Consider the following 25097-nt stretch of genomic DNA (forward strand, 5'->3'; position numbering starts at 1 on the left):
CTTCTCGGGGGTGTTCGTTCAGTCTATCGGCCCGACCGGGATGGCCGGGACGGACGCGGGGCGCGGCGGCGATCGCTCGACGGCCGGCCTCGCTCAGCGGGTGGGGTCGTCGCCCTCGCTCAGGGCGTCCCAGTCGGCGACGGCGTCGCGCTCGGCCGCGGGGCGCGGCGACGAGGACGGGGAGGGGGACGGGCGGGTGGACGCTGCCGTGTCGTCGCCGTGGACGTCGACGCCGGCGTCGTCGGCGGCATCCCGGTCGCCCTCGTCGAGGGCTTCGGCCGCGCTGCGTCCGTCGGGCGCGACGAGGCGGGTGCGGCTGTACCGACGCGACGACACCGGCCAGCGCGTCGCCGTGACGGCGACGAGGAGGCCGAGCAGCACGAGCACGACGCCGGCGGCGAGCGCGAGGAACGGCCAGCCCGAGCCGTCGACGCGGTCGACCAGGTCGGCGGCGTGCTGCCCCGAGATCCCCGCGGTCTCGCGCAGCACCGAGCTGGAGGCGTGCGCCGGGTCGCCGATCGTCAGAGCCGCCTGCAGCGTGATGCAGCCGCCGAGCAGCGCCTGCAGCACGCCGAGGATGATGCGGAACGCGACGCCGGCGAGGGCGAGTGCGGCGACGAGCACGAGCCCGGTCAGCGCGAGCGCGAGCAGAGGCCCCGCCGCGACCTGACCCGAGGCCGGGATCGCCCGGTCGTCGAGGTGCAGCACGTACCACTGCTGGCTCCAGGCCAGCAGCACGACGCCGTTGCCGGCAAGGAGCGCGAGCAGGCTCAGGCTCTTGAGGCGGCCGCCGCGCCGGCCCGGCTCCGCCGGCACGCTCATCCCAGCCTCCGCAGCGCGTTCGCGACCGCGATGGCCCGCAGCGGGGCCGCCGCCTTGTTGCGCGACTCCTCGAGCTCGGTCTGCGGATCCGAGTCGGCGACGAGGCCGGCGCCGGCCTGCACGCGGGCCCGTCCGTCGATCAGCGTCGCCGTGCGGATGGCGATCGCGAGGTCGGCGTCGCCGGCGAGGTCGATGTAGCCCGCCACTCCCCCGTAGACCCCGCGCTGCGCGGGCTCGAGCTCGTCGATGATCTCGAGCGCCCGCGGCTTCGGCGCACCCGAGAGCGTGCCGGCGGGGAACGTCGCCCGGAACACGTCGATCGGCGTGACCGTCTCGCGCAGGTCGCCCTCGACGCTCGAGACGAGATGCATGATGTGGCTGAAGCGCTCGACCTGCATGAACTCGGTCACCTCGACCGTGCCGGCGACGCTGACCTTCGAGAGGTCGTTGCGCGCCAGGTCGACGAGCATGAGGTGCTCGGCCCGCTCCTTGGGATCGGCGAGCAGCTCCTCGGCGAGGTCGAGATCGAGCTCGGGCGTCGCCCCGCGCGGGCGCGAGCCGGCGATCGGGTGCATGTAGACGCGCTTCTCCTGCACCTTGAACAGCGCCTCGGGGCTCGAGCCGACGACGCTGTACGGGCGTCCGTCAGGAGTCGCCAGGCTCAGCAGGTACATGTACGGGCTCGGGTTGAGCGTGCGCAGCACCCGGTAGACGTCGAGCGGCTCGGCCGTCAGCTCGGCGTCGAAGCGCTGCGAGATGACCACCTGGAAGACATCGCCGTCGCGGATGAAGTCCTTCGAGCGCACGACCTCGTCGCGGTACTCCTTCTCGTCCTGCCGCGGCTCGGGTCGCGCCGGCAGGCTCAGGTCGACCTCGCCGATCCAGGCTTCGGAGGGCTGGGCGAGGCCGGACTGCAGCGCGTCGAGGCGCGATTGGGCGTCGGCCCAGAGCGCGTCGGGCGCATCCTCGCCGTCGTTGAGAACCGAGGCGATGAGGGTCGCCGCGCCCGTGCGGTGGTCGAGCACGACCAGCTCCGACACGAGGCCGAGCGCCTGGCCGGGCACGTCGTAGTCGGCCGGCGGGGCATCGGGCAGGTGCTCGATCTGGCGGATCGCCTCCCAGCCGATGAAGCCGACCAGGCCGCCGGTGAGGGGCGGATGCCCGGCCACGCGCGGCGTGCTCCAGCGGCGGTAGAGGTGCTCGAGCGCCGCGAGCGGGCCGGTCGGCGCATCGGATCCGAGGGCGCGCTCGGCCGAGACGCCGGTGTCGATCCAGTGCGCCCGGGCGCCCGCCTCCGGGTCGGTCGAGGTGCTGTCGCCGGTCTGCGTCAGCATGCCGAAGCAGCGCACGCCGACGAAGGAGTAGCGCGACCAGATGCCGCCCTGCTCCGCCGACTCGAGCAGGAACGTGCCCGAACGGCCGGCCGCGAGCTTGCGGTAGACCCCGACGGGCGTCTCGCCGTCGGCGAAGAGCTCGCGCAGCACGGGCACGATGCGGTGCCCGTCGTCGAGGGCGGCGCCGAAGTCGGTGCGCGACGTCGAGGTCATTCGGTGCTCTCTCCTGCGGTGTCGTCGAGCGGTGCGGACGGTGACGCTGCGGCGCCCGCCGGGGCGGACTCGGGGAACTCGGCGTCGTCGGCCGCGGAGCCGACGACGGGCTCGAGCGGATCCACGTCGAAGCAGGCCCGCGCGCCCGTGTGACAGGCCGGGCCGAGCTGCTCGACCCGCACCAGGAGCGTATCCCCGTCGCAGTCGAGAGCCGCCGTCTTCACGTACTGGCGGTGGCCGGAGGTGTCGCCCTTGCGCCAGTACTCCTGACGGGAGCGCGACCAGAACGTGACGCGACCCTCGGTGAGCGTGCGGCGCAGCGCCTCGTCGTCCATATAGCCGAGCATGAGCACGGCGCCGTCGGCATCGTCCTGGATGATGGCGGGCAGCAGGCCGTCGCGGTTCCAGCTCACCCGGGCGACCACAGCCTCCGGGGTCTGGTCGCTCGCGCTCTCGGTGGTCCAGCTCATCGCACCGCCACCCCTTCCGCGGCCATCGCCGCCTTGACCTCGCCGATCGTCAGCTCGCGGTTGTGGAACACGCTCGCGGCGAGCACGGCATCCGCACCCGCGTCGACCGCGGGAGCGAAGTCCGCGGCCTTGCCGGCGCCGCCGCTCGCGATCACCGGGACGCTGCTCAGGTCTCGCACGGCGCGGATCAGCTCCAGATCGAAGCCCTGCTTCGTGCCGTCGGCGTCGATCGAGTTGACCAGCAGCTCGCCCGCGCCGCGCTCGATCGCCTCGCGGGCCCAGGCCAGCGCATCCAGGTCGGTCTCGGTGCGGCCGCCGTGGGTCGTCACGACGAAGCCGCTCGCGATGCGCTCACTGCGCTTGATGTCGAGGCTCAGCACGAGCGCCTGCGCGCCGAAGCGGTCGGCGATCTCGCCGAGCAGCTCGGGCCGGGCGATCGCCGCGCTGTTGACGCCGACCTTGTCGGCGCCGCAGCCCTGCAGACGGGCGACGTCCTCGGTCGAGCGCACGCCGCCGCCGACGGTGAGCGGGATGAAGACCTGCTCGGCCGTGCGGGTGACGACCTCGTAGGTCGTGGCGCGCTCATCCACCGTCGCCGTGACGTCGAGGAAGGTGATCTCGTCGGCGCCCTGCGCGTAGTAGAGGGCCGCGAGCTCGACCGGGTCGCCGGCGTCACGCAGATCGAGGAAGTTGACGCCCTTGACGACGCGTCCGCCGGACACGTCGAGACAGGGGATCACGCGGGTCGGAACCGACATGGCGACCCGCCTCAGATGCGGGCGGCGTGGATCGGGCTGACCAGGATCGCGCGGGCGCCGATCTCGTACAGCTCGTCCATGACGTTGTTCATGTCCTTGCGCGGCACCATGGCGCGCACGGCGAGCCAGCCGGTGTCGGCCAGCGGCGACACGGTCGGCGACTCGAGGCCGGGCGTGACCGCGGTGGCCTTCTCGAGCAGCTCGGCCGGCAGGTCGTAGTCGATCAGCACGTAACGGCGGGCGACCATGACGCCCTGCAGGCGGCGCTGGAAGGTCTCGAAACCGGCGATGCCCTCGCGCGCGGCGATCAGCACGCCGGTCGACTCGAGGATGACCGGGCCGAAGATCTCCAGCCCCTGGTTGCGCAGCGTGGTGCCGGTCGAGACGACGTCGGCCACCGCATCCGCGACGCCCAGACGCACGGCCGACTCGACCGCGCCGTCGAGGCGCACGAGCTCGGCCGTCACGCCGTTCCGCTCGAGGAAATCGCCCACGAGCGTGTCGTAGCTCGTCGCCACGCGCACGCCGTTCAGGTCGTCGAGGCTCGAGAAACGGCCCGCCGGTCCGGCGAAGCGGAAGGTCGAGCCGCCGAAGTCGAGCGCCTCGACCTCGAGGGCCGGCGAGTGGGAGTCGAGCAGCAGGTCGCGGCCGGTCACGCCGATGTCGAGCGCGCCCGAGCCGACGTAGGTCGCGATGTCGCGCGGACGCAGGTAGAAGAACTCGACGTCGTTGCGCGCATCCGTGACGATCAGCTCCTTGCTGTCGCGACGGGTGGCGTAGCCAGCCTCGTGCAGCATCTGCACGGCGGTCTCGGAGAGCGTGCCCTTGTTCGGCACGGCGATGCGGAGCATTCGGGATTCACCTTTCGCCGCGGTGCGCGGCGGATCGAGAGCGGATGGTCTGGCTGAGATCGATCAGAGATGTCGCCAGACGTCCGCCGGGGTGAGCCCCTTGGCGATCATCAGCACCTGGAGGTGGTAGATCAGCTGCGAGATCTCCTCGGCAGCCTCCTCGTCGCTCTGGTACTCCGCGGCCATCCAGACCTCGGCCGCCTCTTCGACGATCTTCTTCCCGATGGCGTGCACCCCGGCATCGAGCTCGGCGACGGTGCCGCTGCCCGCGGGGCGGGTCACGGCCTTCTCACTGAGCTCGGCGAACAGGGCGTCGAAGGTCTTCATCGTGTCCAAGGGTATCGGGGCGGGGAGGGTGCGGATGACCGTCGCGCTCACGAGCGGTGCGGGTCCGGCGGCGCGGCCCGACGCGACCGCGCGAGTCGGGTCGGATGCGGCGCCGCCGGAGCCGCGTCACGGCTCGATCAGCCGCGCACGCCGATCAGGTCGATCACGAAGACGAGCGTGCGGCCGCCGAGGCGGTGGCCGGAGCCGGCGGGGCCGTAGGCGAGGTGCGGCGGCACGACGAGCTGGCGGCGACCGCCGACCTTCATGCCGGGGATACCGTCCTTCCAGCCCTGGATGAGGTTGGTGAGGGGGAACTGGATCGACTCGCCGCGGTTCCAGCTGGAGTCGAACTCGTCGCCCGACTCGAAGTCGACCCCGACGTAGTGCACGTCGACGAACGCGCCGGGGGTGGCCTCGTCGCCGGTGCCGACCTCGAGGTCGGTGATGACGAGCTCGGTCGGGGCCGGGCCCTCGATGAAGTCGATCTCGGGCTTGGTCTTGTCAGTCATGCGACCAGTCAAGCAGGTCTGACGCGCGTCGACAGCGTCAGTGCGCGTGGGCGGCAGCCGCGGCACGGAGCCCCGCGATCGCTTCGCCCGCGTGCGGGGCGCCGTAGACGCTCGAGCCGGCGACGAAGGTGTCGGCGCCGGCCGCCGCCGCGACCTCGATCGTGTCGAGGGTGATGCCGCCGTCGACCTGCAGCCACAGCTCGGAGCCGGCTGCGTCGGCGGCGGCGCGCACGGCCGCGACCTTGCCCATCTGGTCGGCCATGAACGACTGGCCGCCGAATCCGGGCTCGACCGTCATGACGAGGATCTGGTCGAACTCGGGCAGCAGCTCGAGGTAGGGCTCGATCGCGGTCCCCGGCTTCAGGGCGATGCCGGCGCGCGAGCCGATCTCGCGCAGGCGGCGCGCGAGCTTCACGGGCTCGGCGGTCGCCTCGGCGTGGAAGGTGACCGAGAACGCGCCGAGCTCGGCGTAGCCGGGAGCCCAGCGGTCGACGTCGGCGATCATCAGGTGCACGTCGAGCCCGATCGGCGAGACCGCCTGGATGCGCTGCACCATCTGCGGGCCGAAGGTGAGGTTCGGCACGAAGTGGTTGTCCATCACGTCGACGTGCACGTAGTCGGCGTCGGCGATGCGGGCGAGCTCGGCCTCCATGTTGACGAAGTCGGCGGAGAGGATGCTCGGTTCGATGCGCACGGTCACGCAGCGACCCTAGCGAGCGCGCGCGGCCGCGGCGCGCGCCCGAGGCCGCACGACCTCATTCGGCCGGGGTCCGCGTGAGCAGCTGGATGAACATCGCGTCGGTCCCGTGCCGGTGCGGCCACAGCTGCGCCGCCGTGTCGGCCGCGTCGCCGTCGGGGGTCAGCTCCAGGTCGCGGGTCGCGATCGGCGCGAGCGCCGCCGGGGTGTCGACCGCCCGCAGCTCGGGGTGCCGGGCGAGCGCACCGGCGACGACCTCGCGGGTCTCGGCGAGGTGCGGAGAGCACGTCACGTAGGCGATCAGGCCGCCGGGGCGCAGGGCCGTCACCGCCGCATCCAGCAACTCGCCCTGCAGCACGGCCAGCTCGGCGACGTCGTCGGGGTGCTTGCGCCAGCGCGCCTCGGGGCGGCGACGCAGGGCGCCCAGCCCGGTGCAGGGCGCATCGAGCAGGATGCGGTCGAACTGCTCCGGTCCGGTGATCGAGCCCGCCGGGCCGGAGCCGAAGCGGCGGCCGTCGCCCTCGAGCACCTCGGGCGGCTCGGGCAGGGCGTCGAGCGCACGCCGCACCAGACCGGCGCGGGCCGGCACGAGCTCGTTCGCGAGCAGGGTCGCCCCGGTGCGCGCGGCCTCGGCCGCGAGCAGGGCCGCCTTGCCGCCGGGGCCGGCGCAGACGTCGAGCCAGCGCTCCCCCGGCTCGACCGGACGACTGCGGCTCAGCGCGAGGGCGGCGAGCTGCGAACCCTGGTCCTGAACGCGGGCGCGGCCGTCGGCGACGGCGGGGATCGCGGCCGGATCGCCGGACGCGGCGACGAGGCCGAGAGGAGAGACGCGGTCGATCTCGGCGGGGTGGATGTCGGCGGCAGCGCCCGCTCGGAGGGCGGCGCCGTCGGTGCTCGCGCCGACGACCTCGGTCGGCTCGACGAGACCCGGCAGCGCCACGAGGTTGACGCGCGGCGGCACGTTGTCGGCGGCGAGCAGCTCGGCGAGCTCCGCCTCGCGACCGGACGCGGCCAGCGCGGCGCGCAGGGCCTCGACGACCCACAGCGGATGCGCGTGCTCGACGGCGAGCAGCGCGTCGCCGTCGACGTGGGCCGTCGCACGGCGCAGCCAGATCGCGGCGTCGTCGCGCGCGATCGTGCGCAGCACGCCGTTGACGAAGCCCGAGGCGTTCTTCGCCCCCGCAGCCCGGGTCAGCTCGACCGACTCGTCGACAGCCGCGTGCGGCGCGAGCTCCATGCCGAGCAGCTGGTGCGCGCCGAGACGCAGCACGTCGAGCACCGGCGGGTCGATGCGGTCGGTCTCGCGGCCGGCGGCCAGCTCGATGACGCGGTCGTAGTAGCCGAGCCGACGCAGCGTGCCGTAGGCGAGCTCGGTCGCGAAGCCCGCATCCCGGCCCGTCAGCCCGGCCTCGGCGATGCGGCTCGGCAGCAGCAGGTTCGCGTAGGCGTCGTCGGCGGTGACGGCGCGGATGACGTCGTAGGCGACCTGCCGCGGCAGCGTCACCCGCGGGCGCGGAGGCCGGGGCGGTTCGGCCGCGCGCTCGGCTCGACGACGGTCGCGGTCCGCGCGCTCGCGGCGCTCCTCGCGCGCGGAGCGGGCCTCGCGGTCGTCGGCGCTCTCGCGCGGAGCACGGCGACCGCGGTCGCCGCCGGAGCGGTTCGCGCCGCCGGACCGCTCGGCGCCGCCGCGACCGCGTCCCGCTCCGCCGGAGCGCCCGTTCGCACCGCCGGAACGGCCGCCCGCGCCGCTCACGAGAGCACCGTCGCGCCCTGGCGTCCGCGCCACCAGTCGGCCGCGCGCATGCCCTTCTTGCCCGCGGGCTGCACCTCGCTCAGCTCGAGCGGGGTGTCGGCGGTTCCCACCACGACCTGACCGGCGCGCAGGTCGACTGCGCCCGGGGACAGCGGGGCGACGTCGTGCGCCAGGGCTCCGGCGAGCACCTTGAACCGCTCGCCGTCGAGGGTCGTCCAGGCGCCCGGCTCGGGCGTGACGCCGCGCAGGCGCGCGACGAGCTCGGCACCCGGCCGGGTCCAGTCGAGACGGCCGTCGTCGAGGGTCAGCTTGGGGGCGAAGCTCGGCTCGCCGCTCTGCTCGCTGAGCGTCGCGGTGCCGGCGGCGAGTGCATCCACGGTGTCGCTCAGCAGCTCGGCGCCGGAGTCGGCGAGGCGGGTGAGCAGCTCGCCGGCCGTCGTGTGCCGGCCGACCGCTGACGGCTGCGTCGCGAGCAGCGGGCCCGCATCCAGCTCCTCGACGAGGCGGAACACGCTCGCGCCCGTCGTCTCGTCGCCCGCGATGAGCGCGTGCTGCACCGGGGCGGCGCCGCGCCAGGCGGGCAGCAGCGAGAAGTGCAGGTTGATCCAGCCGAGGCGCGGGGCCGAGAGCAGCGGCTCGCGGATGAGCCCGCCGTAGGCGACGACGACGCCGAGGTCGGCATCCAGCGCGATCAGCTCGTCGGCCACCGGCGCGAGCCGAGCGGCGCGGACGACCGGGACGCCGGCCTCCTCCGCGACCTCGGCGACCGGCGTCGGCGTGAGCACGCGCTTGCGCCCCTGCGGGGTGTCGGGGCGGGTCACGACGGCGGCGACCTCGTGCGGCGAGGCGAGCAGGCGCCGCAGGCTCGGCACGGCGGCGGCGGGCGAGCCCGCGAAGATCAGACGGAGCGAAGACATCCCGCCGATCCTCCCACGCAGCTCCCTCCTCCGGATCCGCGCGCGGACTCCGGCGTCGGTGACCAAGGAGTGGCCACGAGCGCACGGCGCACACGGCGTATCGCGGGCAGTCGCGGCCACCCGCGAGAAGCGGCGCGACATCTCGGCACAGCAGCGACGAGGATGACGCTCGTCGCGCTCGGAGCCCTACTCGTCGAAGGGCGTCGAGTCGTCGAAGATCACCCGCAGCGGCACCGGCTGGCGCCCGCGCTTGCGCTGATCGGGACGCGCGCTGCGCCGCGTCGACGACAGCCGGATCATCTCCGCGCGCAGCTCGGCCGCCACCTCGGCGGCGATGCCGTAGTCGAGGCGCACGATCGCGCGCACGAGACCCTCGGGCTGCGGCAGCGGGCCGAGCACATCGAGGCCGGGACGCTGGATGCGGTCGAGCGCGGCCGTCACGACATCCGGCGGCCCGAGCAGGGTGGCCGCGCGCACGGCCGGCGGGAAGCGCAGCGGTCGCCGGTCGGCGAGCTCGTCGCGCGCGTAGTCGGCGAGTCGCCACGTGCTCAGCGCCGAGGCCAGCGCTCCCCCGACCCCGACCAGCACGGTCGGCGCGTCATCGGCGGCGAGAGCCGTCGCATCCGCCCACCAGCGCAGGCAGTCCTCGCCGACGTGCAGGCTCTCGCGCGCGACCATGCGCTCGCCGTCGAGCAGCACGACGGCCCGGTACCCGCCGGCGGCGATCGGCTCGGCTCCGCGCGTGGCGATGACGAGTGCGGGCTTGTCGTCGACGTGCTGCACCGGGTGCTCCCCGTCGGCGACGATCACGCGCTCGCCCGGGAACGCGCGGCCCAGATCCTCGGCGGTGCGCACCGAGCCGCTCCCCCGCGGCCGCAGCTTCACGCCGTCGCACTGGGCGCACTGCCACTGCGAATCGGGCACGCCGCACCAGAGGCAGCTCACGGCTCCGCCGCGGCCGCGCTGCTGCAGCGGGCCTCCGCAGTGCCGGCAGCGGGCCGCGCTGCCGCAGTCGGCGCAGGCGAGGCCCGGCGCGAAGCCCGGGCGGGCGACCTGGAACAGCACCGGGCCCTTCCGCAGTGCCTCGCGCGCGGTGCGCCAGGCGCTCGAGGGGATGCGCGCCCGCTCGGCCAGCTCGTCGCGCGCCGTCAGATTGGCGCTCGGCAGCACCGACGGGCGCGGGGTGCGGGCCGGGCCGATCGCCTCCAGGTAGTCCAGCTCGACGAGGCGCTGCACCTCGGTGCTGCGCACGTGGCCGGCGAAGAGCAGCGCGCCGCCCTGCTGCTGCTGGCGCAGCAGCGCCGCATCCCGCGTGTGCACATAAGGGGCGTGCGGCTCGCGGTGCAGCGGGTCGCCGTCGTCCCACAGCGCGACCAGTCCGAGCTTCTCAGCCGGCGCGTAGACGGCCGAGCGGGTGCCGACCACGATGCACGGACCGTCGATCGCGCGCAGCAGGGCGCGGAAGCGCTGCGAGGGCGTGCCCGCCGCATCCCAGCGCACGATCGCCTCCTCGGGCACGAGCGCCGTGAGCGCGGCGAGCAGCTGGTCGATGTCGCGGTAGTCGGGCAGCGCGAGGATGGCCGTGCCGCCCTCCGCGAGCGCCATCCGCGCCGCCTCGGCGAGCGTCACCGCCCAGCGGCCGACCCAGTCGCCCGCCGGGGTCTTCGTCACGCCGGTCAGCGCCTGCAGCGCTGCGCGTCGGCCGCCGCGCACGACGGCATCGAGCGTCTCGGGCGCGTGCTGGGTGATGACCGCCGGAGCCGACACCGCGCGCACCACGGCGCGCATCCGCTCGACCTCCTCGGGATCGCGCTCGAGCCACGCCTTCTCGACGCGCGCCTGCCGCTTCGGCACCGCGAGTCGCAGCACGTCGGAGGCCGACCCGGCGGCGCGCGTCGCCACGCCGCGCGCCAGCGTCCAGACTTCGGGACGCAGAACCGGCACGGGCGAGACGACATCTTCGAGGTCGCTCAGCGGCCCCGGGAACTCCTGCTGGTCGGTCAGCTCCACCACGAGCGCATCCACCGTGCGACCCACCGTGCGCAGCGGCGCGCGCACCCGCACGCCGGGCGCGACCGCGTCAGCCAGCTGCGGCGGGATGCGGTACTCGAGCAGCCGGTCGAGCTGCGGCAGCGGCGAGTCGAGCAGCACCCGGGCGATGACCGGGGCGCCGACGGCCGCGGCCGGGAACAGCCCCGCGGGCGCGCTCGACGCCCCGGGCAGGTCGTCCGTGCCCGGGCTCGCGTCAGCGGCCCCGGGCACGCTCAGAGCCCGGCGGACTCGCGGAGCGCATCCACGCGGTCGAGACGCTCCCAGGTGAAGTCGGGCAGCTCGCGGCCGAAGTGGCCGTAGGTCGCCGTCTCCGCGTAGATCGGACGGAGCAGATCGAGGTCGCGGATGATCGCCGCCGGACGCAGGTCGAAGACCTCCCGGATCGCGCTCGCGATGCGCTCCTCGGGCAGGTGCGCGGTGCCGAAGGTCTCGACGTAGAGGCCGACGGGGGCCGCGGCGCCGATCGCGTAGGCGACCTGGACCTCGAGCCTGTCGGCGAGGCCCGCGGCGACCGCGTTCTTGGCGACCCAGCGCATCGCGTACGCGGCCGAACGGTCGACCTTCGACGGGTCCTTGCCGCTGAACGCGCCGCCGCCGTGACGGGCGGCGCCGCCGTAGGTGTCGACGATGATCTTGCGGCCGGTGAGGCCGGCGTCGCCCTGCGGGCCGCCGATCTCGAACTTACCGGTCGGGTTCACGAGCACCTTGTGCGCCGTGGAGTCGAGGTCGACCTCGGCGAGGACGGGATCGATGACGATCTCGCGCACGGCGGCGCGCAGGTCGTCGAGAGCGATCGTCGGCGCGTGCTGCGTCGAGAGCACGACGGTGTCGATCGTGCGCGGCACGGTGCCCTCGTAGCCGACGGTGACCTGGGTCTTGCCGTCGGGGCGCAGCCAGTCGACGACGCCGTCGTGGCGCACCCGCGCGAGTCGTTCGCTGAGGCGGTGCGCCAGCCAGATCGGCAGCGGCATGAGGCTCGGCGTCTCGGTCGTCGCGAAGCCGAACATGATGCCCTGGTCGCCGGCGCCCTGGCGGTCGAGCTCGTCGATGCTCGCCTGCTCGCGGGCCTCGTAGGCGGAGTCGACGCCCTGGGCGATGTCGGGCGACTGCCCGCCGATCGAGACGGTGACGCCGCAGGAGCGGCCGTCGAACCAGACGTCCGACGAGGTGTAGCCGATGTCGGTGATGCGCTTGCGCACGATGCCCGGGATGTCGACGTAGCCGGTCGTCGAGACCTCGCCGGCGACGTGCACGAGACCGGTGGTGACGAGGGTCTCGACGGCGACGCGGGCGCCGGGGTCGACCTCGAGCAGCGCGTCGAGGATCGAGTCGCTGATCTGGTCGCAGATCTTGTCGGGGTGGCCCTCGGTGACCGACTCCGAGGTGAACAGGCGCAGGGGGGTGCTCATGGGCGCTCCGGGGTTCGTGGGGGTGACGTCGCGGTCGGGTGCCCGCCTGCGCGGGGCAGGACGAGCGCGGGATGCGACGTCACCGCTCAGGTGGTGCGGGCCGCGTCGGCGGCGGTCTCGGTGACGAGATCGAGGATACGGTCGGCGACCGACGCTTTACTCCCCGTTGCTTCGGCGCGGATCTCTCCGGCCGCGTCGATGACGATGATCTCGTTCGTCTCGGCTTGGAATCCCTCGTGCCAGCCGACGCGGTTGAGCACGAGCAGGTCGACGCCCTTGCGGGCGGCCTTGGCGCGGCCGAGGGCGAGCTGGGCGTCGCGGTCGGGCTCGGTCTCGGCGGCGAAGCCGACGATCGTCTGGCCCGGGCGTCGCACGCTCGTGAGCTCGCGCAGGATGTCGGGGTTGCGCACGAGCCGCAGGGCGAGCTCGTCGCCCTGGTCGTCCTTCTTGATCTTCGCGGTGGCGATCTCGACCGGGCGGTAGTCGGCGACGGCCGCGGCCATGATCACGACATCCGCTTCGCCGGTCGCCGCGAGGGCGGCCTCGCGCAGCTCGGCCGCGGTGCTGACGGCGACGACCCGCACACCCGTCGGGGCGGCGATGTCGAGGTTCGCGGCGAGCAGGGTCACGTCGGCGCCGCGGGCGGCGGCGGCCAGCGCGAGCGCGACGCCCTGCCGGCCCGAGGAGCGGTTGCCGACGAAGCGCACCGGGTCGATGGGCTCGCGGGTGCCTCCGGCCGTGACGAGCACGCGGCGGCCGGCGAGGTCCTGCGGGATCGCGGATGCGGACGCGTCGACGGCGGCGGGCGACGCCGACTCCCCCGGCAGCACGGAGAGGACCGCGGCGACGATCTCGTCCGGCTCGCTGAGCCGGCCCGGTCCGCTGTCCGCGCCGGTGAGCTGACCGTCGGCGGGGCCGACGAACACGACGCCGCGCTCGCGCAGCAGGGCGACGTTCGCGACGGTTGCCGGGTTCTGCCACATCTCGGTGTGCATCGCCGGGGCGATCACGAGCGGGGCGCGGGAGGCGAGGACCGTCGTGCCGAGCAGGTCGTCGGAGATGCCCGCGGCGAGCTTCGCGAGCGCGGCGGCGGTCGCCGGGGCGATCACGATCGCGTCGGCGCGCTGGCCGAGGGCGACGTGGCGCACCTCGCTGACGTCGTCGAAGACCGACGTCGTCACCGGGTTGCGGCTGATGGCCTCCCAGGTGGGGAGGCCGACGAAGCGCAGCGCGGCATCCGTCGGCACGACATGCACGTCATGCCCGGCGAGCACGAGGGCGCGCACGACGGCGACGGCCTTGTAGGCCGCGATGCCGCCGGTCACGCCGACGACGATGTTCACGCTGGCTCCGCGGACGAGGGCGTCGTCAGACGCTTACTCGGCCTCGGCGTTCGGGTCGGCGGCGAGCACCAGCTTGTCTTCGTTGATCTCGCGCATGGCGACCGAGAGCGGCTTGTCGTCGATCGTCGAGTCGACGAGCGGGCCGACGTTGTCGAAGAGCGAGCCCTCGTGCAGGTCGGCGTAGTAGTCGTTGATCTGGCGCGCGCGCTTCGAGGCGAAGATGACGAGCTGGTACTTCGACTCCACCTTCGAGAGCAGCTCGTCGATCGGCGGGTCGATGATGCCGGAGTTCTTGTCGGCCATGGTGCGCTCCTGACGGTTCGGAGGAAAAGACTCTCGATTCTAGCTGACGCGCGGCCGCTCAGCTCGCGGCGCGCATCTGATCGAGCAGCCGGAAGGCATCCACCTCGTCGGCGGGCCCGCCGGTGTCGCCGAAGCGCACCCCCTGCGGGGCGCCGAGCAGCTCGACGAGGAAGATCAGCTCCAGCGCCTGCTCGGGTCGCAGCCCCGGATGGAGCTGCGCGACCACGGCGCCCCACTGCTGCCCCGACGCGGTCGTGCACGGCAGCACGACGCGGTCGTATCGGGGATCGACGCTGCCGCGCACCGCCGGGCCGTTGCGGAACAGCAGCACGAGCTCACCGTCGCCGTCGAGACCGCCGACACCCGGATCCGGCAGCAGCGGGGAGTTCTTCGCGCGACTGCGCAGCGCGCGCACGTTGGTGCGCACCACGAGCGCCAGATCGGCCCAGCGGATGAGCGGCACCGTCGGCAGGTGGATGCCTGCCATCGAGACGCCGATGAACGCGGCGGGTCCGTCGCCGAAGTAGGGGCGCAGTGCCTCCGCTTCGACCCGCAGCCGCTCCTGCTTGGCGCGGGCCTCGTACTGGCCGACGAAGAACAGGCTCGGGTTCTGCTGGGCGATCGCCATGTAGGTCCAGTAGGCGCCGTTCGGGTCCCTCGTCCGCGGTGCGGCCGCGGCGAGCGAGTACTCGAAGCCGTAGCGTCCGCCGCCGAGGAACCACGACCACCACTGCCCGCGGTCGGCGCTGAAGGCGGGGGTGGGGGTCGGCCTCGCGGGGTACCGGGAGATGACGGCGCTGGCGTCAGCCCACAGCGGCGCCGCTCCGACGGTCGGCTGACGGGTGGGATGAACCGGGTACGCCGTCGGCGCCGCGTCGAAGGGCGGCGCCTCGGCGCGCGCGCCGGACTGCTGGGTGTCGCCGAAGCCGTCGGTCACCGGCATCTCCGTTCGATCAGCGGCGTTCGAGAGGGATCCTCGACCTCGAGACTAGACCGCCCCCACGTCGAGCTGCGCGACGACCTCGGCGGCGGCACGGCCGACCTCGTCGTTGACGACCTCGACGTCGAACTCGCCGACCGCGGCGAGCTCGACCTTCGCGGTCTCGAGCCGACGCGCCTGCTCCTCCGAGCTCTCGGTGCCGCGGCCGATGAGGCGCCGCACGAGCTCCTCCCAGGTGGGCGGCGAGAGGAAGACCAGCAGCGCTTCCGGCATCGAGCGTTTGACGGCGCGGGCGCCCTGCAGGTCGATCTCCAGCAGCACGCTGCGCCCGGTGGCGAGGGCCGCATCGATCGGGCCGCGCGGCGTGCCGTAGCGCGAGGCGTTGTGCACGGTCGCCCACTCGAGGAACTCGTCATCGGCGATCATCCGGTCGAAGTCGGCGTCGCTGACGAAGTAGTAGTGCTCGCCCTCGATCTCGCCGGGGCGCGGGGCGCGGGTGGTCGCCGACACGCTGAGCAGCACATCCGGGTACTGCTCGCGGATGTGGCGCGACACCGTGCCCTTGCCGACCGCGGTGGGTCCGGCGAGCACGACCAGGCGCCCGGTGCGCTGACCGAGTCCGCGGTCCTGCAGCCACGTGCGCAGCTTGGTGCGCTGACGCACGCCGAGGCCGCCGACGCGCTTCGAGGCGGCGATGCCGAGCTCGGCCATCGCACGGTCGGCGCGCAGCGGGCCGACGCTCGGGATGCTGGTGAGCAGCTCGCGCACGCGCAGGCTCGACTCGGGAATGCGGGCGTCGTCGCTGGCCCAGGCGGTCTCGGCGACCGCGAGCGGGCTGCGCCGGCGCTCGGCGACGTCGCGCTTGACGACGGCGCGCGCACGGCGGGCCGCGACGGCGGCGCGGGCCGCGGCGACGCGATCGACGTCGGGCGGGTTCGTGGAGCTGCCGCGCGGGGCCGCGGTCGCGTCGTCGCTCATCGGCCCAGCTCCGCGGTCGCCGCGACGAGACGGTCACCGAGCTCGGCGAGCGGACCCGCCAGCAGCTCGCGCGACGACGACGCGAGCACCTGCGGCGCCGCGACTCCGAAGATCGAGCGCACGTCGCCGAGGCGGGCGCCCTGCGCGCCGAAGCCCGGAGCCAGGACGGGCACCCCGGCCAGGTCGGCGGGCTCGATGCCGTAGTCGAGCAGGCGGACCGTGGCGCCGATCACGACGCCGACGTCGCCGAGCGAGCCGCGCTCGACGGCGCCGCGCGCGTGAGCGGCGGCCTCGGCGACGTTCGCCGCGGCGAGCGTGCGTCCCCGGTGCTGACCGGTGCGCACGGTGGCGGTCTGCGCATCCCGCGCCTCGGGGTTGCTGGTCGCGGCGAGCACGAACACGCCGGCGCCCGACTCCCCCGCCCGTGCGATCGCACCGGAGAGCGAGCCGAAGCCGAGGTACGGGCTCAGGGTGACCGCGTCGGAGGCGAAGGGGGCGTCGGCATCCACCCAGGCGGCCGAGTAGCCGTCCATGGTCGAGCCGATGTCGCCGCGCTTCGTGTCGGCGATCACGATCAGGCCGGCCGCCCGCGCGGCGGCGAGCACCTCGGCGAGAGCCGCGAGCCCCGCCGCGCCGTGCCGCTCGAAGAGCGCCACCTGCGGCTTCACGATGGCGACCCGGCCGGTCGCGCCCTCGACCGCGCGCAGACCGAAGTCGCGCACGCCGTCGGCGTCGTCGGCCAGATCCCAGCCGGCGAGCAGGGCCGGATGCGGGTCGATGCCGAAGCACAGCCCGGTGCTCGCCGCGATCGCCGCGGCGAGCCGGTCGCCGAAGCGACCCCGCTCAGCGAGAGCTTCAGGCACCGGCGGCGACCTCCGCCCCGCGGGCGCGGTCGAGCGCGTAGTCCTGCAGGCTGCGCACCTCGATCGGCAGGTGCGCCTCGTCGAAGGTCGCCACAGCGGCGGCGAGCTGCGCGATCGAGGTGAAGAGCGGCTTGTCGTTCGCGACCGAGGCGGTGCGGATCTCGTAGCCGTCGGCGCGCGCGCTGCGGCCGCTCGGGGTGTTGATGATCAGGTCGACCTTGCCGGCGTTGATCAGCTCGACGACCGAGGGCTCGCCCTCGACGATCTCCTGACCCTGGAACCACTTGCGCACGCTCGTCGCGGGAATGCCGTTGCGCGCGAGCACCTCGGCGGTGCCGTCGGTCGCGAGGATCTGGAAGCCGAGCTGGTGCAGCCGCAGGATCGGCAGCACGACGGCGCGCTTGTCGCGGTCGGCGACCGAGACGAAGACCGTGCCCTGCTCGGGCAGCCCGCCGTAGGAGGCGTCCTGGCTCTTCGCGAAGGCGCGCGGGAAGTCGCGGTCGATGCCCATGACCTCGCCGGTGGAGCGCATCTCCGGCCCGAGCACCGAGTCGACGACGTGACCCTCGATCGTGCGGAAGCGCTTGAAGGGCAGCACGGCCTCCTTGACGGCGACCGGCGCATCCAGCGGCACCTGCGAGCCGTCATGCGCGGGCAGCAGACCCGAGTCGACGAGCTGGCCGATCGTGCGGCCGACCATGATCAGCGACGCGGCCTTGGCGAGCGGGATGCCGAGCGCCTTCGAGACGAAGGGCACGGTGCGCGAGGCACGCGGGTTGGCCTCGAGCACGTAGAGCACGCCGGCGCCGATCGCGAACTGCACGTTGAGCAGGCCGCGCACGCCGATCCCCTCGGCGATCTTGCGGGTCGCCTCGATCACGCGCTGCTGCACGTCGCGGCCGAGCGTGACCGGGGGCAGGGTGCAGGCCGAGTCGCCGGAGTGCACGCCGGCCTCCTCGAGGTGCTCCATGATGCCGCCGATGTAGAGGCTCTCGCCGTCGAACAGCGCGTCGACGTCGATCTCGATCGCGTCGTCGAGGAAGCGGTCGACGAGCAGCGGCGAGCCGGGGCCGATGATGGCCTGGTCGCGCACGCGGTCGAAGTAGTCCTCGAGGTCGGGCGTCGAGTAGACGATCTCCATGCCGCGGCCGCCGAGCACGAAGCTGGGGCGCACGAGCACCGGGTAGCCGATCTCCTCGGCGACGCGCACGGCGCTCGGGGCGTCGGTCGCGGTGCCGTTGCGCGGGGCGAGGAGCCCGGCCTCGTCGAGGATGCGCGAGAACTCGCCGCGCTCCTCGGCCAGGTCGATCGCGGCGGGCGTGGTGCCGAGGATCGGCACGCCGGCCGCCTCGAGCCCCTTCGCGAGACCCAGCGCGGTCTGGCCGCCGAGCTGCACGACGACGCCGACCAGCTCGCCCGACTTCGACTCCGCGTGGATGACCTCCAGCACGTCCTCGAGGGTGAGCGGCTCGAAGTAGAGCCGGTCGCTGGTGTCGTAGTCGGTCGACACCGTCTCGGGGTTGCAGTTGATCATGATCGTCTCGAAGCCGGCGTCGCTCAGCGCGAAGCTCGCGTGCACGCAGCTGTAGTCGAACTCGACGCCCTGGCCGATGCGGTTCGGGCCCGAGCCGAGGATGACGACCTTGCGGCGGTCGCTCGGCGCGATCTCGGTCTCGAGGTCGTAGCTCGAGTAGTGGTACGGCGTGAGCGCGGGGAACTCGCCGGCGCAGGTGTCGACCGTCTTGTAGACGGGGCGCACACCCAGCTGCCAGCGCAGGTTGCGCACCTCCTGCTCGGTGAGGCCGCGCAGCTCCGCGATCTGGGCGTCGCTGAATCCGTGGTCCTTGGCGAGCACGAACAGATCGGCGTCGAGCTTGCCGAGGCCCGCGATGCGGTCGGCGACCTCGTTGATCAGCACGATCTGGTCGAGGAACCACGGGTCGATCGCGGTGGCGTCGAACACCTCCTCGATCGTGGCGCCGGCGCGGAAGGCCTGCTGCACCGTGACGATGCGGCCGTCGGTCGGGGTCTTCGCCTTCTCGAGCAGCGCCGACTTCGAGCCGGGCTCACCCTGCCAGTGGAAGCTCGATCCGCGCTTCTCGAGCGAGCGGAGCGCCTTCTGCAACGCGGTCGAGTAGTTGCGGCCGATGGCCATCGCCTCGCCGACGCTCTTCATGGTCGTGGTGAGCGTCGCATCCGCCGAGGGGAACTTCTCGAAGGCGAAGCGCGGAACCTTGACGACGATGTAGTCGAGCGTGGGCTCGAAGCTCGCCGGGGTGACCTGGGTGATGTCGTTCGGGATCTCGTCGAGGCGGTAGCCGAGGGCGAGCTTCGCGGCGATCTTGGCGATCGGGAAGCCGGTGGCCTTCGACGCGAGCGCGCTCGAGCGCGAGACGCGCGGGTTCATCTCGATGACGATGATGCGGCCGTTGGTCGGGTCGATCGCGAACTGGATGTTGCAGCCGCCCGTGTCGACGCCCACCCGGCGGATGATGTCGATGCCGATGTCGCGCAGCTTCTGGTACTCGCGGTCGGTCAGCGTGAGCGCCGGCGCGACCGTGATCGAGTCGCCGGTGTGCACGCCGACCGGGTCGACGTTCTCGATCGAGCAGACCACGACGGTGTTGTCGTGCGTATCGCGCATGAGCTCGAGCTCGTACTCCTTCCAGCCGAGGATCGACTCCTCGAGGAGCACCTCGGTGGTCGGCGACTGGTGCAGGCCGTCGGTGACCATGCGGATGAGCTCGGGCTCGTCGTAGGCGAAGCCGGAGCCGAGTCCGCCCATCGTGAACGAGGGGCGCACGACCAGCGGGTAGCCGAGGTCGGCGGCGCCGGCGACGGCCTCGTCGACCGTGTGCACGATGTGGCTGCGGGCCACGTCGGCGCCCGACTCGAGCACGAGCTCCTTGAAGAGCTGGCGGTCCTCGCCGCGCTGGATCGCATCCACCTTCGCGCCGATCAGCTCGACGCCGTGCTTGGCGAGGATGCCTTCCGCGTCGAGCGCGATGGCCGCGTTGAGCGCGGTCTGGCCGCCGAGCGTCGGCAGCACCGCGTCGGGCTTCTCCTTGACGATGATCGCCTCGAGCGACTCGGTCGTGATCGGCTCGATGTAGGTCGCGTCGGCGAAGTCGGGGTCGGTCATGATCGTCGCCGGGTTCGGGTTGACGAGGATGACGCGCACCCCCTCGGCGCGCAGCACGCGGCATGCCTGGGTGCCGGAGTAGTCGAACTCGGCGGCCTGGCCGATGACGATCGGGCCTGACCCGATGACGAGGACGCTGTTGATGTCGTCGCGCTTGGGCATTACTGCTGGGCTCCCTGGCTGGCCTGGTGGGCGAGCACGAGCTCGCGGAAACGATCGAAGAGGTAGTCGGAGTCGTGCGGGCCGGCCGCAGCCTCCGGGTGGTACTGCACCGAGAACGCGGGGATGTCGAGCGCGCGAAGGCCCTCGACGACCTGGTCGTTGAGGCCGACGTGGCTGACCTCGACGCGGCCGAAGCCGGCCGGGCTGTCATGCACGCCCTCGACCGGCGCATCCACGGCGAAGCCGTGGTTCTGCGACGTGATCTCGACCCGGCCGGTGGCCTTGTCGAGCACGGGCTGGTTGATGCCGCGGTGGCCGAAGGGCAGCTTGTAGGTGCCGAAGCCGAGCGCCCGGCCGAGCAGCTGGTTGCCGAAGCAGATTCCGAAGAACGGCAGCCCCTCGCTCAGCACGCCCTGCAGCAGCTCGACGTGCGTCTGCGACGCCGCGGGGTCGCCGGGGCCGTTCGAGTAGAAGACCGCGACGGGGTCGATCGCGAGCACCTCGGCGAGCGTCGACGACTGCGGCATGACGTGCACGTCGAAGCCACGCTCGGAGAGGCGGTTGACCGTGGCCTGCTTGACGCCGAGGTCGAGCACGGCGAGGGCGCCGAGGCTCGTCTCCCCCTCGGCGACGACGGCCGGGGTGACCTGGGTCTCGCTGACCGACACCTCGCCGGAGAGGTTGAGACCGCGCATGTCGCGGCCCGCGCGCACGGCGGCGAGCTGCTCTTCGGGGTCGAGCTTCGCGTCCTCCCCCGAGAACACGCCGGCGCGCAGGGCGCCGACCTCGCGGATGCGGCGGGTGAGGGCGCGGGTGTCGATGCCGGAGATGCCGACGATGCCGTCCTTGACGAGGTCGTCGTCGAGGCTGCGCGTGGCGCGGAAGTTCGACACGACGCGGCTGGGATCGCGCACGACGTAGCCGGCGACCCAGATGCGGCGCGACTCGAGATCCTCGTCGTTGACGCCGGTGTTGCCGATGTGCGGCGCCGTCTGCACCACGATCTGGCCGGCGTAGCTCGGGTCGGTCAGCGTCTCCTGGTAGCCGGTCATGCCGGTCGTGAAGACGGCCTCGCCCAGGGTGCGGCCTCGCGCGCCGTAGGCGCGGCCGGTGTAGCGGGTGCCGTCCTCGAGGACGAGGACGGCGGGGTCGGCGGAGGTCATGCGGACTCCTTCGGGGCGGGGGCCGGTGCGGCGTCGGCGGGCTGCGCCTCGGCCGCCGTGTCGGCGGGGGTCGGAGCGTCGGCGAGAGCCGGCGCGAGTTCGTGGAGCGCGGCGAGCAGCGCAGACGGCTGCTCGGAGCGGAGGTAGGTGTCGACGTCGTCGCCCGCGAGCGTCCAGCCGAGCAGCACGAGACCGTCGCGCTCGACGACGCGGTCGATCGTCCAGGTGGCGCGGCCGGCGCCGCGCAGCGTGTCGGCGGCGATCCAGCGGGCCGGCGATCCCGCCAGCTCGAGCAGAACGCCGCGCTCGTGCACCGTGACGACGCCGCGGGCGCGGAAGCCGAGCCCGGCGACGTGGATGCGGTCATAGGGGTCGCCGGCGCGGGTCGTCGCGACGTAGAGCAGGTCGTCGCGCAGCAGCGGCGCGCCGAGGTCGGCGGGAACCGGCTCGACGCTGTCGAGGCCGGCCTGGCCGCAGGCGCGGCGACGCCAGCCGAGGATGCCGAGCACGATCACCACGACGAAGCCGACGAGCACGATCGCCCAGATGAGCTCCCGGGTCACGCGGTCGCCACCTCCTCCGTCGGCAGCAGCGCGCCCTCGAGCACGGTCGGGCGCCCGTCGTGCACGACGGCCATCACACGACCCGGCAGCGAGCGGCCGAGGAACGGCGAGTTCACGCTCTTGCCGTGCAGTCGCGCGAGGTCGAAGTCGCCGCGCGCCGCCGCATCCACGAGCGTGATGTTCGCCGGGCTGCCGACCGCCAGCGGGGCGTCGTAGCCGGCCACGCGGCCGATGCGCGCGGGCGTCGTCGAGAGCACGCGGGCGACGCCGGCCCAGTCGAGCAGTCCGGTCTCGACCATCGACTCCTGCACGACGGCGAGGGCCGACTCGAGCCCGACCATGCCGACGGCGGCCTCCGGCCAGGCGCACTCCTTGGCCTCGACGGGATGCGGGGCGTGGTCGGTCGCGACGACGTCGATTGTGCCGTCGGCGAGGGCGGCGCGCAGGGCGAGCACATCCTCTTCGCGACGCAGCGGCGGGTTGACCTTGTACCGCGGGTCGTAGGTGGCGGCCAGCTGCTCGGTCAGCAGCAGGTGGTGCGGCGTGACCTCGGCGGTCACGTCGATGCCGCGGGCCTTCGCCCAGCGCACGATATCGACGCTGCCGGCCGTCGAGACGTGGCAGATGTGCAGGCGCGCGCCCACGTGCTGGGCGAGCAGCACGTCGCGGGCGATGATCGACTCCTCGGCGACGGCCGGCCAGCCGGCCAGGCCGAGCTCGCTGCTCAGCGCGCCCTCGTTCATCTGGGCGCCCTCGGTGAGCCGCGGCTCCTGGGCGTGCTGCGCGACGACGCCGTCGAAGGTCTTCACGTACTCGAGCGCGCGGCGCAGCAGCAGCGCATCCGAGACGCACTTGCCGTCGTCGCTGAACACGCGCACGGCGGCCCGCGATCCGGCCATCGCGCCGATCTCGCTGAGGCGCTCCCCCGCGAGTCCGACCGTGACGGCGCCGACCGGACGCACCGTGGCGTAGCCGTGCTGGGCGCCGAGCGAGGCGACCTGCTCGACGACGCCGGCCGTGTCCTGCACGGGCTGCGTGTTGGCCATGGCGTGCACGACCGTGAAGCCGCCGGCCGCGGCCGCGCGGGTTCCGGTCAGCACGGTCTCGCTCTGCTCGGAGCCGGGCTCGCGCAGGTGGGTGTGCAGGTCGACGAGACCGGGCAGGGCCTGCAGCCCGTCGGAGTCGATCACGCGGGCGCCGTCGGCGGCGAGGCCGGAACCCGACTCGACGATCACGCCGTCGCGCACGCGCAGATCGGCGCGCGAGCCGTCGAGCAGAGTGGCAGCGGTGATGAGGAGATGCGTCATGCGTCCGTCCCGTCGTTTCCCGAGAGCACCAGGTAGAGCACCGCCATCCGTATCGACACCCCGTTCGTGACCTGGTCGAGCACGACCGAGCGGGCCGAGTCGGCCGCGGCCGAGCTGATCTCGAGGCCGCGGTTCATGGGACCGGGGTGCAGCACCATCGTATCCGCGTCGAGACGGGCGAAGCGCTCCGCCGAGAGCCCCCACTCGCGCGCGTACTCGCGCTCGTTGGGGAAGAAGCCGCTCGTCATGCGCTCGGCCTGGACGCGCAGCATCATGAGCGCGTCCGGCTTGGCCGCGATCGCGGCATCGAGGTCGTGGCTCGCGGTCACCGGCCAGGAGTCGATCGCGCCGGGCAGCAGCGTCGCCGGGGCGACCAGCGAGACCTCCGCGCCGAGGGTCGTGAGCAGCCACACGTTCGAGCGGGCGACACGCGAGTGCACGATGTCGCCGACGATCGTGACACGCACGCCGTCGAGGTCGCGGCCGCGTGATGCGGCGCCGTGCAGGCGCTTGCGGATCGAGTAGGCGTCGAGCAGCCCCTGCGTCGGGTGCTCGTGGGTGCCGTCGCCGGCGTTGACGACGGCCGCGTCGATCCAGCCGCTGCCGGCGAGCGTCGCGGCGGCGCCGGACGCCGAGTGCCGCAGCACCACCGCATCCATGCCCATCGCGGCGATCGTCTGCGCCGTGTCCTTGAGGCTCTCGCCCTTCGACACGCTCGAGCCCTTCGCACTGAAGGTGATGACCTCGGCGCTGAGCCGCTTCGCGGCGGCCTCGAACGACAGGCGGGTGCGGGTCGAGTCCTCGAAGAACAGGTTGGCCACGGTCTTGCCGCGCAGCGTCGGCAGCTTCGGCACGGCGCGCTGGGCGACGTCGGCCATGTCCTCGGCGATGTCGAGGATGCGCACCGCGGTGGTGCGGTCGAGGTCGCGCGTCGAGAGGAGGTGCCTCATGCCGCGCCTCCCGGGTGCTCGGTTCCGCCGTCGATCTCGACGGCGTCCTCGCCGTCGATCTCGGCCAGGCGCACGTTGACGCGCTCGGCGGCCGCGCTCGGCAGGTTCTTGCCCACGAAGTCGGCGCGGATCGGCAGCTCGCGGTGGCCGCGGTCGACCAGCGCCGCCAGGCGCACGGCGCGCGGCCGGCCGAGATCGCCGATCGCGTCGAGCGCGGCGCGGATCGTGCGGCCCGAGTAGAGGACGTCGTCGACCAGCACGACCGTGCGGCCGTCGATCCCCGACTCGGGGATGCGCGTCGGGCGCGGCGTGCGCGTCGGGTGGCGATCGAGGTCGTCGCGGTACATCGTCACATCGAGCGCGCCGACGGGGATGTCGCGCTGCTCGAGCGAGCCGATGATGCCGGCGATGCGCTCGGCGAGCATGACACCCCGGGTCGGGATGCCGAGGAGGACGAGATCGTCGGATCCGCGATTGCTCTCGAGGATCTCGTGCGAGATGCGGGTCAGAGCCCGCTGAATGTCAGCCTGCTGCAGCACGAGGCGCACAGCCATCCTGACCTCCTTCCCCGCCTCTCTGGACGGAATTTAAAGGATGTCGAAACCGCCGACGAGCCTAGCAGTCGCACGGCGCGGCCTCGACCTGACACGGATTCGCGACACAGCGCCTAGTGTCAGACCAGGGACGCCGCAGCGGGGGCCGCGGGCGTCGGCGGAGCAGCTCAGGGGAGAGCGATGAGCACCATCACAGCGGGATATCCGGTCGGCGACGACATCGAGGTCGCGCACGCGCTCGCCCTCGCGGTCGGCCGCGTCAACCGGCGCATGCAGCGCGCCGGCGGATCCCTCAACCACGCGCATCTCTCGGCGATGGCGACGCTGCTGCGCGACGGGCCGCTGCGCCTCGGCGAGCTCGCCGGGCGCGAGCAGGTCTCGGCGCCGTCGATGACCCGCACCGTGACCGAGCTCGAGTCGCGACAGCTCGTTCAGCGTCGCCCCGACCTGCGCGACGGGCGCTCGGTCATCGTCGAGATCACCGAGCACGGCGCGCAGACCGTGCAGCGGGCGCGCAGCGAGCGCGCGGGCATCCTCGCCGACCTGCTCGATCGGCTGGATGCGGATCAGCTGCGGGCGCTCACGCGCGCCCTGCCGGCACTGCAGCGGCTCGCCGAGCTCTGAGGCCGGGGCCCGGAACGACGACGCCCGCCCCGCCGGACGGATCCGGGAAGCGGGCGAGGTCGAGGCGCACGCCGACCGCGGCGGCCTCCGGCG

Annotated in this window: 23 protein-coding genes and 1 pseudogene; 1 reads left to right on the forward strand and 23 read right to left on the reverse strand. The window is 73.3% G+C overall.

The genetic code is table 11. The annotated features are described in order from the left end of the window. Positions 1 to 93 precede the first annotated feature (93 nt). From FJ657_RS11025 to pyrR, 23 genes and pseudogenes are all read right to left on the reverse strand, one after another. On the reverse strand, positions 94 to 822 hold the full coding sequence (locus FJ657_RS11025) for a Trp biosynthesis-associated membrane protein (protein ID WP_141163665.1): 729 nt from the start codon (positions 820 to 822) through the stop codon (positions 94 to 96). Continuing rightward, on the reverse strand, positions 819 to 2369 hold the full coding sequence (locus FJ657_RS11030; RefSeq protein ID WP_141163666.1) for an anthranilate synthase component I: 1551 nt from the start codon (positions 2367 to 2369) through the stop codon (positions 819 to 821). The genes FJ657_RS11025 and FJ657_RS11030 overlap by 4 nt, the downstream gene beginning before the upstream one ends. A 77-nt stretch (positions 2370 to 2446) precedes the next feature. Beyond that, positions 2447 to 2839: pseudogene (gene hisI / locus FJ657_RS11035) on the reverse strand (phosphoribosyl-AMP cyclohydrolase); the annotation flags it as partial. Beyond that, positions 2836 to 3597 (reverse strand): imidazole glycerol phosphate synthase subunit HisF, encoded by a 762-nt coding sequence (gene hisF / locus FJ657_RS11040; protein WP_141163668.1) that lies wholly within the window; start codon positions 3595 to 3597, stop codon positions 2836 to 2838. The pseudogene hisI and the gene hisF, both read right to left, overlap by 4 nt. 11 nt (positions 3598 to 3608) lie before the next feature. After that, the gene (hisG, locus tag FJ657_RS11045; protein ID WP_141163669.1) at positions 3609 to 4448 is read right to left on the reverse strand and encodes an ATP phosphoribosyltransferase; all 840 of its coding nucleotides are present in this window, start codon (positions 4446 to 4448) and stop codon (positions 3609 to 3611) included. Positions 4449 to 4511: 63 nt separating this feature from the next. Continuing rightward, positions 4512 to 4775 carry a phosphoribosyl-ATP diphosphatase gene (locus tag FJ657_RS11050; RefSeq protein WP_141163670.1) on the reverse strand — a complete coding sequence of 88 codons (264 nt, stop codon included), beginning with the start codon at positions 4773 to 4775 and terminating at the stop codon, positions 4512 to 4514. A gap of 137 nt (positions 4776 to 4912) precedes the next feature. Then, positions 4913 to 5284 (reverse strand): FKBP-type peptidyl-prolyl cis-trans isomerase, encoded by a 372-nt coding sequence (locus FJ657_RS11055; protein WP_141163671.1) that lies wholly within the window; start codon positions 5282 to 5284, stop codon positions 4913 to 4915. A 37-nt stretch (positions 5285 to 5321) separates the two neighbouring features. Further along, positions 5322 to 5984: a ribulose-phosphate 3-epimerase gene (rpe, locus tag FJ657_RS11060; protein ID WP_141163672.1), complete on the reverse strand. Its 663-nt coding sequence runs from the start codon at positions 5982 to 5984 to the stop codon at positions 5322 to 5324. 55 nt (positions 5985 to 6039) lie between these two features. Beyond that, positions 6040 to 7734, reverse strand: a complete 1695-nt coding sequence (locus tag FJ657_RS11065; RefSeq protein WP_141163673.1) for an RsmB/NOP family class I SAM-dependent RNA methyltransferase — start codon at positions 7732 to 7734, stop codon at positions 6040 to 6042. After that, positions 7731 to 8651: a methionyl-tRNA formyltransferase gene (fmt, locus tag FJ657_RS11070; RefSeq protein ID WP_141163674.1), complete on the reverse strand. Its 921-nt coding sequence runs from the start codon at positions 8649 to 8651 to the stop codon at positions 7731 to 7733. Before fmt ends, FJ657_RS11065 begins: the two co-directional genes overlap by 4 nt. Before the next feature lie 186 nt (positions 8652 to 8837). After that, complete coding sequence (locus FJ657_RS11075) at positions 8838 to 10913, reverse strand: primosomal protein N' family DNA-binding protein (protein ID WP_255447267.1); 2076 nt, start codon at positions 10911 to 10913, stop codon at positions 8838 to 8840. A 2-nt stretch (positions 10914 to 10915) separates the two neighbouring features. Further along, a complete protein-coding gene (metK, locus tag FJ657_RS11080; protein ID WP_141163675.1) occupies positions 10916 to 12112 on the reverse strand; it encodes a methionine adenosyltransferase in 1197 nt (398 codons plus the stop codon). Positions 12113 to 12198: 86 nt separating this feature from the next. Continuing rightward, positions 12199 to 13455 (reverse strand): bifunctional phosphopantothenoylcysteine decarboxylase/phosphopantothenate--cysteine ligase CoaBC, encoded by a 1257-nt coding sequence (coaBC, locus tag FJ657_RS11085; RefSeq protein ID WP_141163676.1) that lies wholly within the window; start codon positions 13453 to 13455, stop codon positions 12199 to 12201. 33 nt (positions 13456 to 13488) lie between these two features. Then, positions 13489 to 13758 carry a DNA-directed RNA polymerase subunit omega gene (rpoZ, locus tag FJ657_RS11090; RefSeq protein WP_141163677.1) on the reverse strand — a complete coding sequence of 90 codons (270 nt, stop codon included), beginning with the start codon at positions 13756 to 13758 and terminating at the stop codon, positions 13489 to 13491. Positions 13759 to 13816: 58 nt separating this feature from the next. After that, on the reverse strand, positions 13817 to 14695 hold the full coding sequence (locus FJ657_RS11095; protein ID WP_141163678.1) for a hypothetical protein: 879 nt from the start codon (positions 14693 to 14695) through the stop codon (positions 13817 to 13819). 51 nt (positions 14696 to 14746) lie between these two features. After that, on the reverse strand, positions 14747 to 15676 hold the full coding sequence (gene gmk, locus FJ657_RS11100) for a guanylate kinase (RefSeq protein ID WP_141163679.1): 930 nt from the start codon (positions 15674 to 15676) through the stop codon (positions 14747 to 14749). Beyond that, entirely contained in the window at positions 15673 to 16539 is an 867-nt protein-coding gene (pyrF, locus tag FJ657_RS11105; RefSeq protein WP_141163680.1) for an orotidine-5'-phosphate decarboxylase, read from the reverse strand. The genes gmk and pyrF overlap by 4 nt, the downstream gene beginning before the upstream one ends. Then, positions 16532 to 19843: a carbamoyl-phosphate synthase large subunit gene (gene carB, locus FJ657_RS11110; RefSeq protein WP_141163681.1), complete on the reverse strand. Its 3312-nt coding sequence runs from the start codon at positions 19841 to 19843 to the stop codon at positions 16532 to 16534. Before carB ends, pyrF begins: the two co-directional genes overlap by 8 nt. After that, entirely contained in the window at positions 19843 to 21006 is a 1164-nt protein-coding gene (gene carA, locus FJ657_RS11115; protein ID WP_141163682.1) for a glutamine-hydrolyzing carbamoyl-phosphate synthase small subunit, read from the reverse strand. The genes carB and carA overlap by 1 nt, the downstream gene beginning before the upstream one ends. Further along, complete coding sequence (locus tag FJ657_RS11120) at positions 21003 to 21569, reverse strand: PH-like domain-containing protein (protein ID WP_141163683.1); 567 nt, start codon at positions 21567 to 21569, stop codon at positions 21003 to 21005. The genes carA and FJ657_RS11120 overlap by 4 nt, the downstream gene beginning before the upstream one ends. Then, a complete protein-coding gene (locus FJ657_RS11125) occupies positions 21566 to 22876 on the reverse strand; it encodes a dihydroorotase (RefSeq protein WP_141163684.1) in 1311 nt (436 codons plus the stop codon). Before FJ657_RS11125 ends, FJ657_RS11120 begins: the two co-directional genes overlap by 4 nt. Further along, positions 22873 to 23826, reverse strand: a complete 954-nt coding sequence (locus FJ657_RS11130) for an aspartate carbamoyltransferase catalytic subunit (protein ID WP_141163685.1) — start codon at positions 23824 to 23826, stop codon at positions 22873 to 22875. Before FJ657_RS11130 ends, FJ657_RS11125 begins: the two co-directional genes overlap by 4 nt. Then, positions 23823 to 24380, reverse strand: coding sequence for a bifunctional pyr operon transcriptional regulator/uracil phosphoribosyltransferase PyrR (pyrR, locus tag FJ657_RS11135; RefSeq protein ID WP_141163686.1), 558 nt, complete (start codon positions 24378 to 24380; stop codon positions 23823 to 23825). Before pyrR ends, FJ657_RS11130 begins: the two co-directional genes overlap by 4 nt. A 180-nt stretch (positions 24381 to 24560) precedes the next feature. Between pyrR and FJ657_RS11140 the strand changes: the two genes are divergently transcribed. Beyond that, the gene (locus tag FJ657_RS11140) at positions 24561 to 25004 is read left to right on the forward strand and encodes a MarR family winged helix-turn-helix transcriptional regulator (protein WP_141163687.1); all 444 of its coding nucleotides are present in this window, start codon (positions 24561 to 24563) and stop codon (positions 25002 to 25004) included. Positions 25005 to 25097: the final 93 nt, after the last annotated feature.

The sequence above is a fragment of the Schumannella soli genome (genome assembly GCF_006517435.1).
In the GTDB taxonomy this organism is placed as follows: Bacteria; Actinomycetota; Actinomycetes; order Actinomycetales; family Microbacteriaceae; genus Schumannella; species Schumannella soli.

Excerpts from the sequence above, each read along its gene's own strand:
- FJ657_RS11025 (WP_141163665.1), bottom strand. The coding sequence starts at position 822 with ATGAGCGTGCCGGCGGAGCCGGGCCGGCGCGGCGGCCGCCTCAAGAGC.
- FJ657_RS11030 (WP_141163666.1), bottom strand. The coding sequence starts at position 2,369 with ATGACCTCGACGTCGCGCACCGACTTCGGCGCCGCCCTCGACGACGGG.
- hisF (WP_141163668.1), bottom strand. The coding sequence starts at position 3,597 with ATGTCGGTTCCGACCCGCGTGATCCCCTGTCTCGACGTGTCCGGCGGA.
- hisG (WP_141163669.1), bottom strand. The coding sequence starts at position 4,448 with ATGCTCCGCATCGCCGTGCCGAACAAGGGCACGCTCTCCGAGACCGCC.
- FJ657_RS11050 (WP_141163670.1), bottom strand. The coding sequence starts at position 4,775 with ATGAAGACCTTCGACGCCCTGTTCGCCGAGCTCAGTGAGAAGGCCGTG.
- FJ657_RS11055 (WP_141163671.1), bottom strand. The coding sequence starts at position 5,284 with ATGACTGACAAGACCAAGCCCGAGATCGACTTCATCGAGGGCCCGGCC.
- fmt (WP_141163674.1), bottom strand. The coding sequence starts at position 8,651 with ATGTCTTCGCTCCGTCTGATCTTCGCGGGCTCGCCCGCCGCCGCCGTG.
- metK (WP_141163675.1), bottom strand. The coding sequence starts at position 12,112 with ATGAGCACCCCCCTGCGCCTGTTCACCTCGGAGTCGGTCACCGAGGGC.
- rpoZ (WP_141163677.1), bottom strand. The coding sequence starts at position 13,758 with ATGGCCGACAAGAACTCCGGCATCATCGACCCGCCGATCGACGAGCTG.
- gmk (WP_141163679.1), bottom strand. The coding sequence starts at position 15,676 with ATGAGCGACGACGCGACCGCGGCCCCGCGCGGCAGCTCCACGAACCCG.
- carB (WP_141163681.1), bottom strand. The coding sequence starts at position 19,843 with ATGCCCAAGCGCGACGACATCAACAGCGTCCTCGTCATCGGGTCAGGC.
- carA (WP_141163682.1), bottom strand. The coding sequence starts at position 21,006 with ATGACCTCCGCCGACCCCGCCGTCCTCGTCCTCGAGGACGGCACCCGC.
- FJ657_RS11125 (WP_141163684.1), bottom strand. The coding sequence starts at position 22,876 with ATGACGCATCTCCTCATCACCGCTGCCACTCTGCTCGACGGCTCGCGC.
- FJ657_RS11130 (WP_141163685.1), bottom strand. The coding sequence starts at position 23,826 with ATGAGGCACCTCCTCTCGACGCGCGACCTCGACCGCACCACCGCGGTG.
- pyrR (WP_141163686.1), bottom strand. The coding sequence starts at position 24,380 with ATGGCTGTGCGCCTCGTGCTGCAGCAGGCTGACATTCAGCGGGCTCTG.
- FJ657_RS11140 (WP_141163687.1), top strand. The coding sequence starts at position 24,561 with ATGAGCACCATCACAGCGGGATATCCGGTCGGCGACGACATCGAGGTC.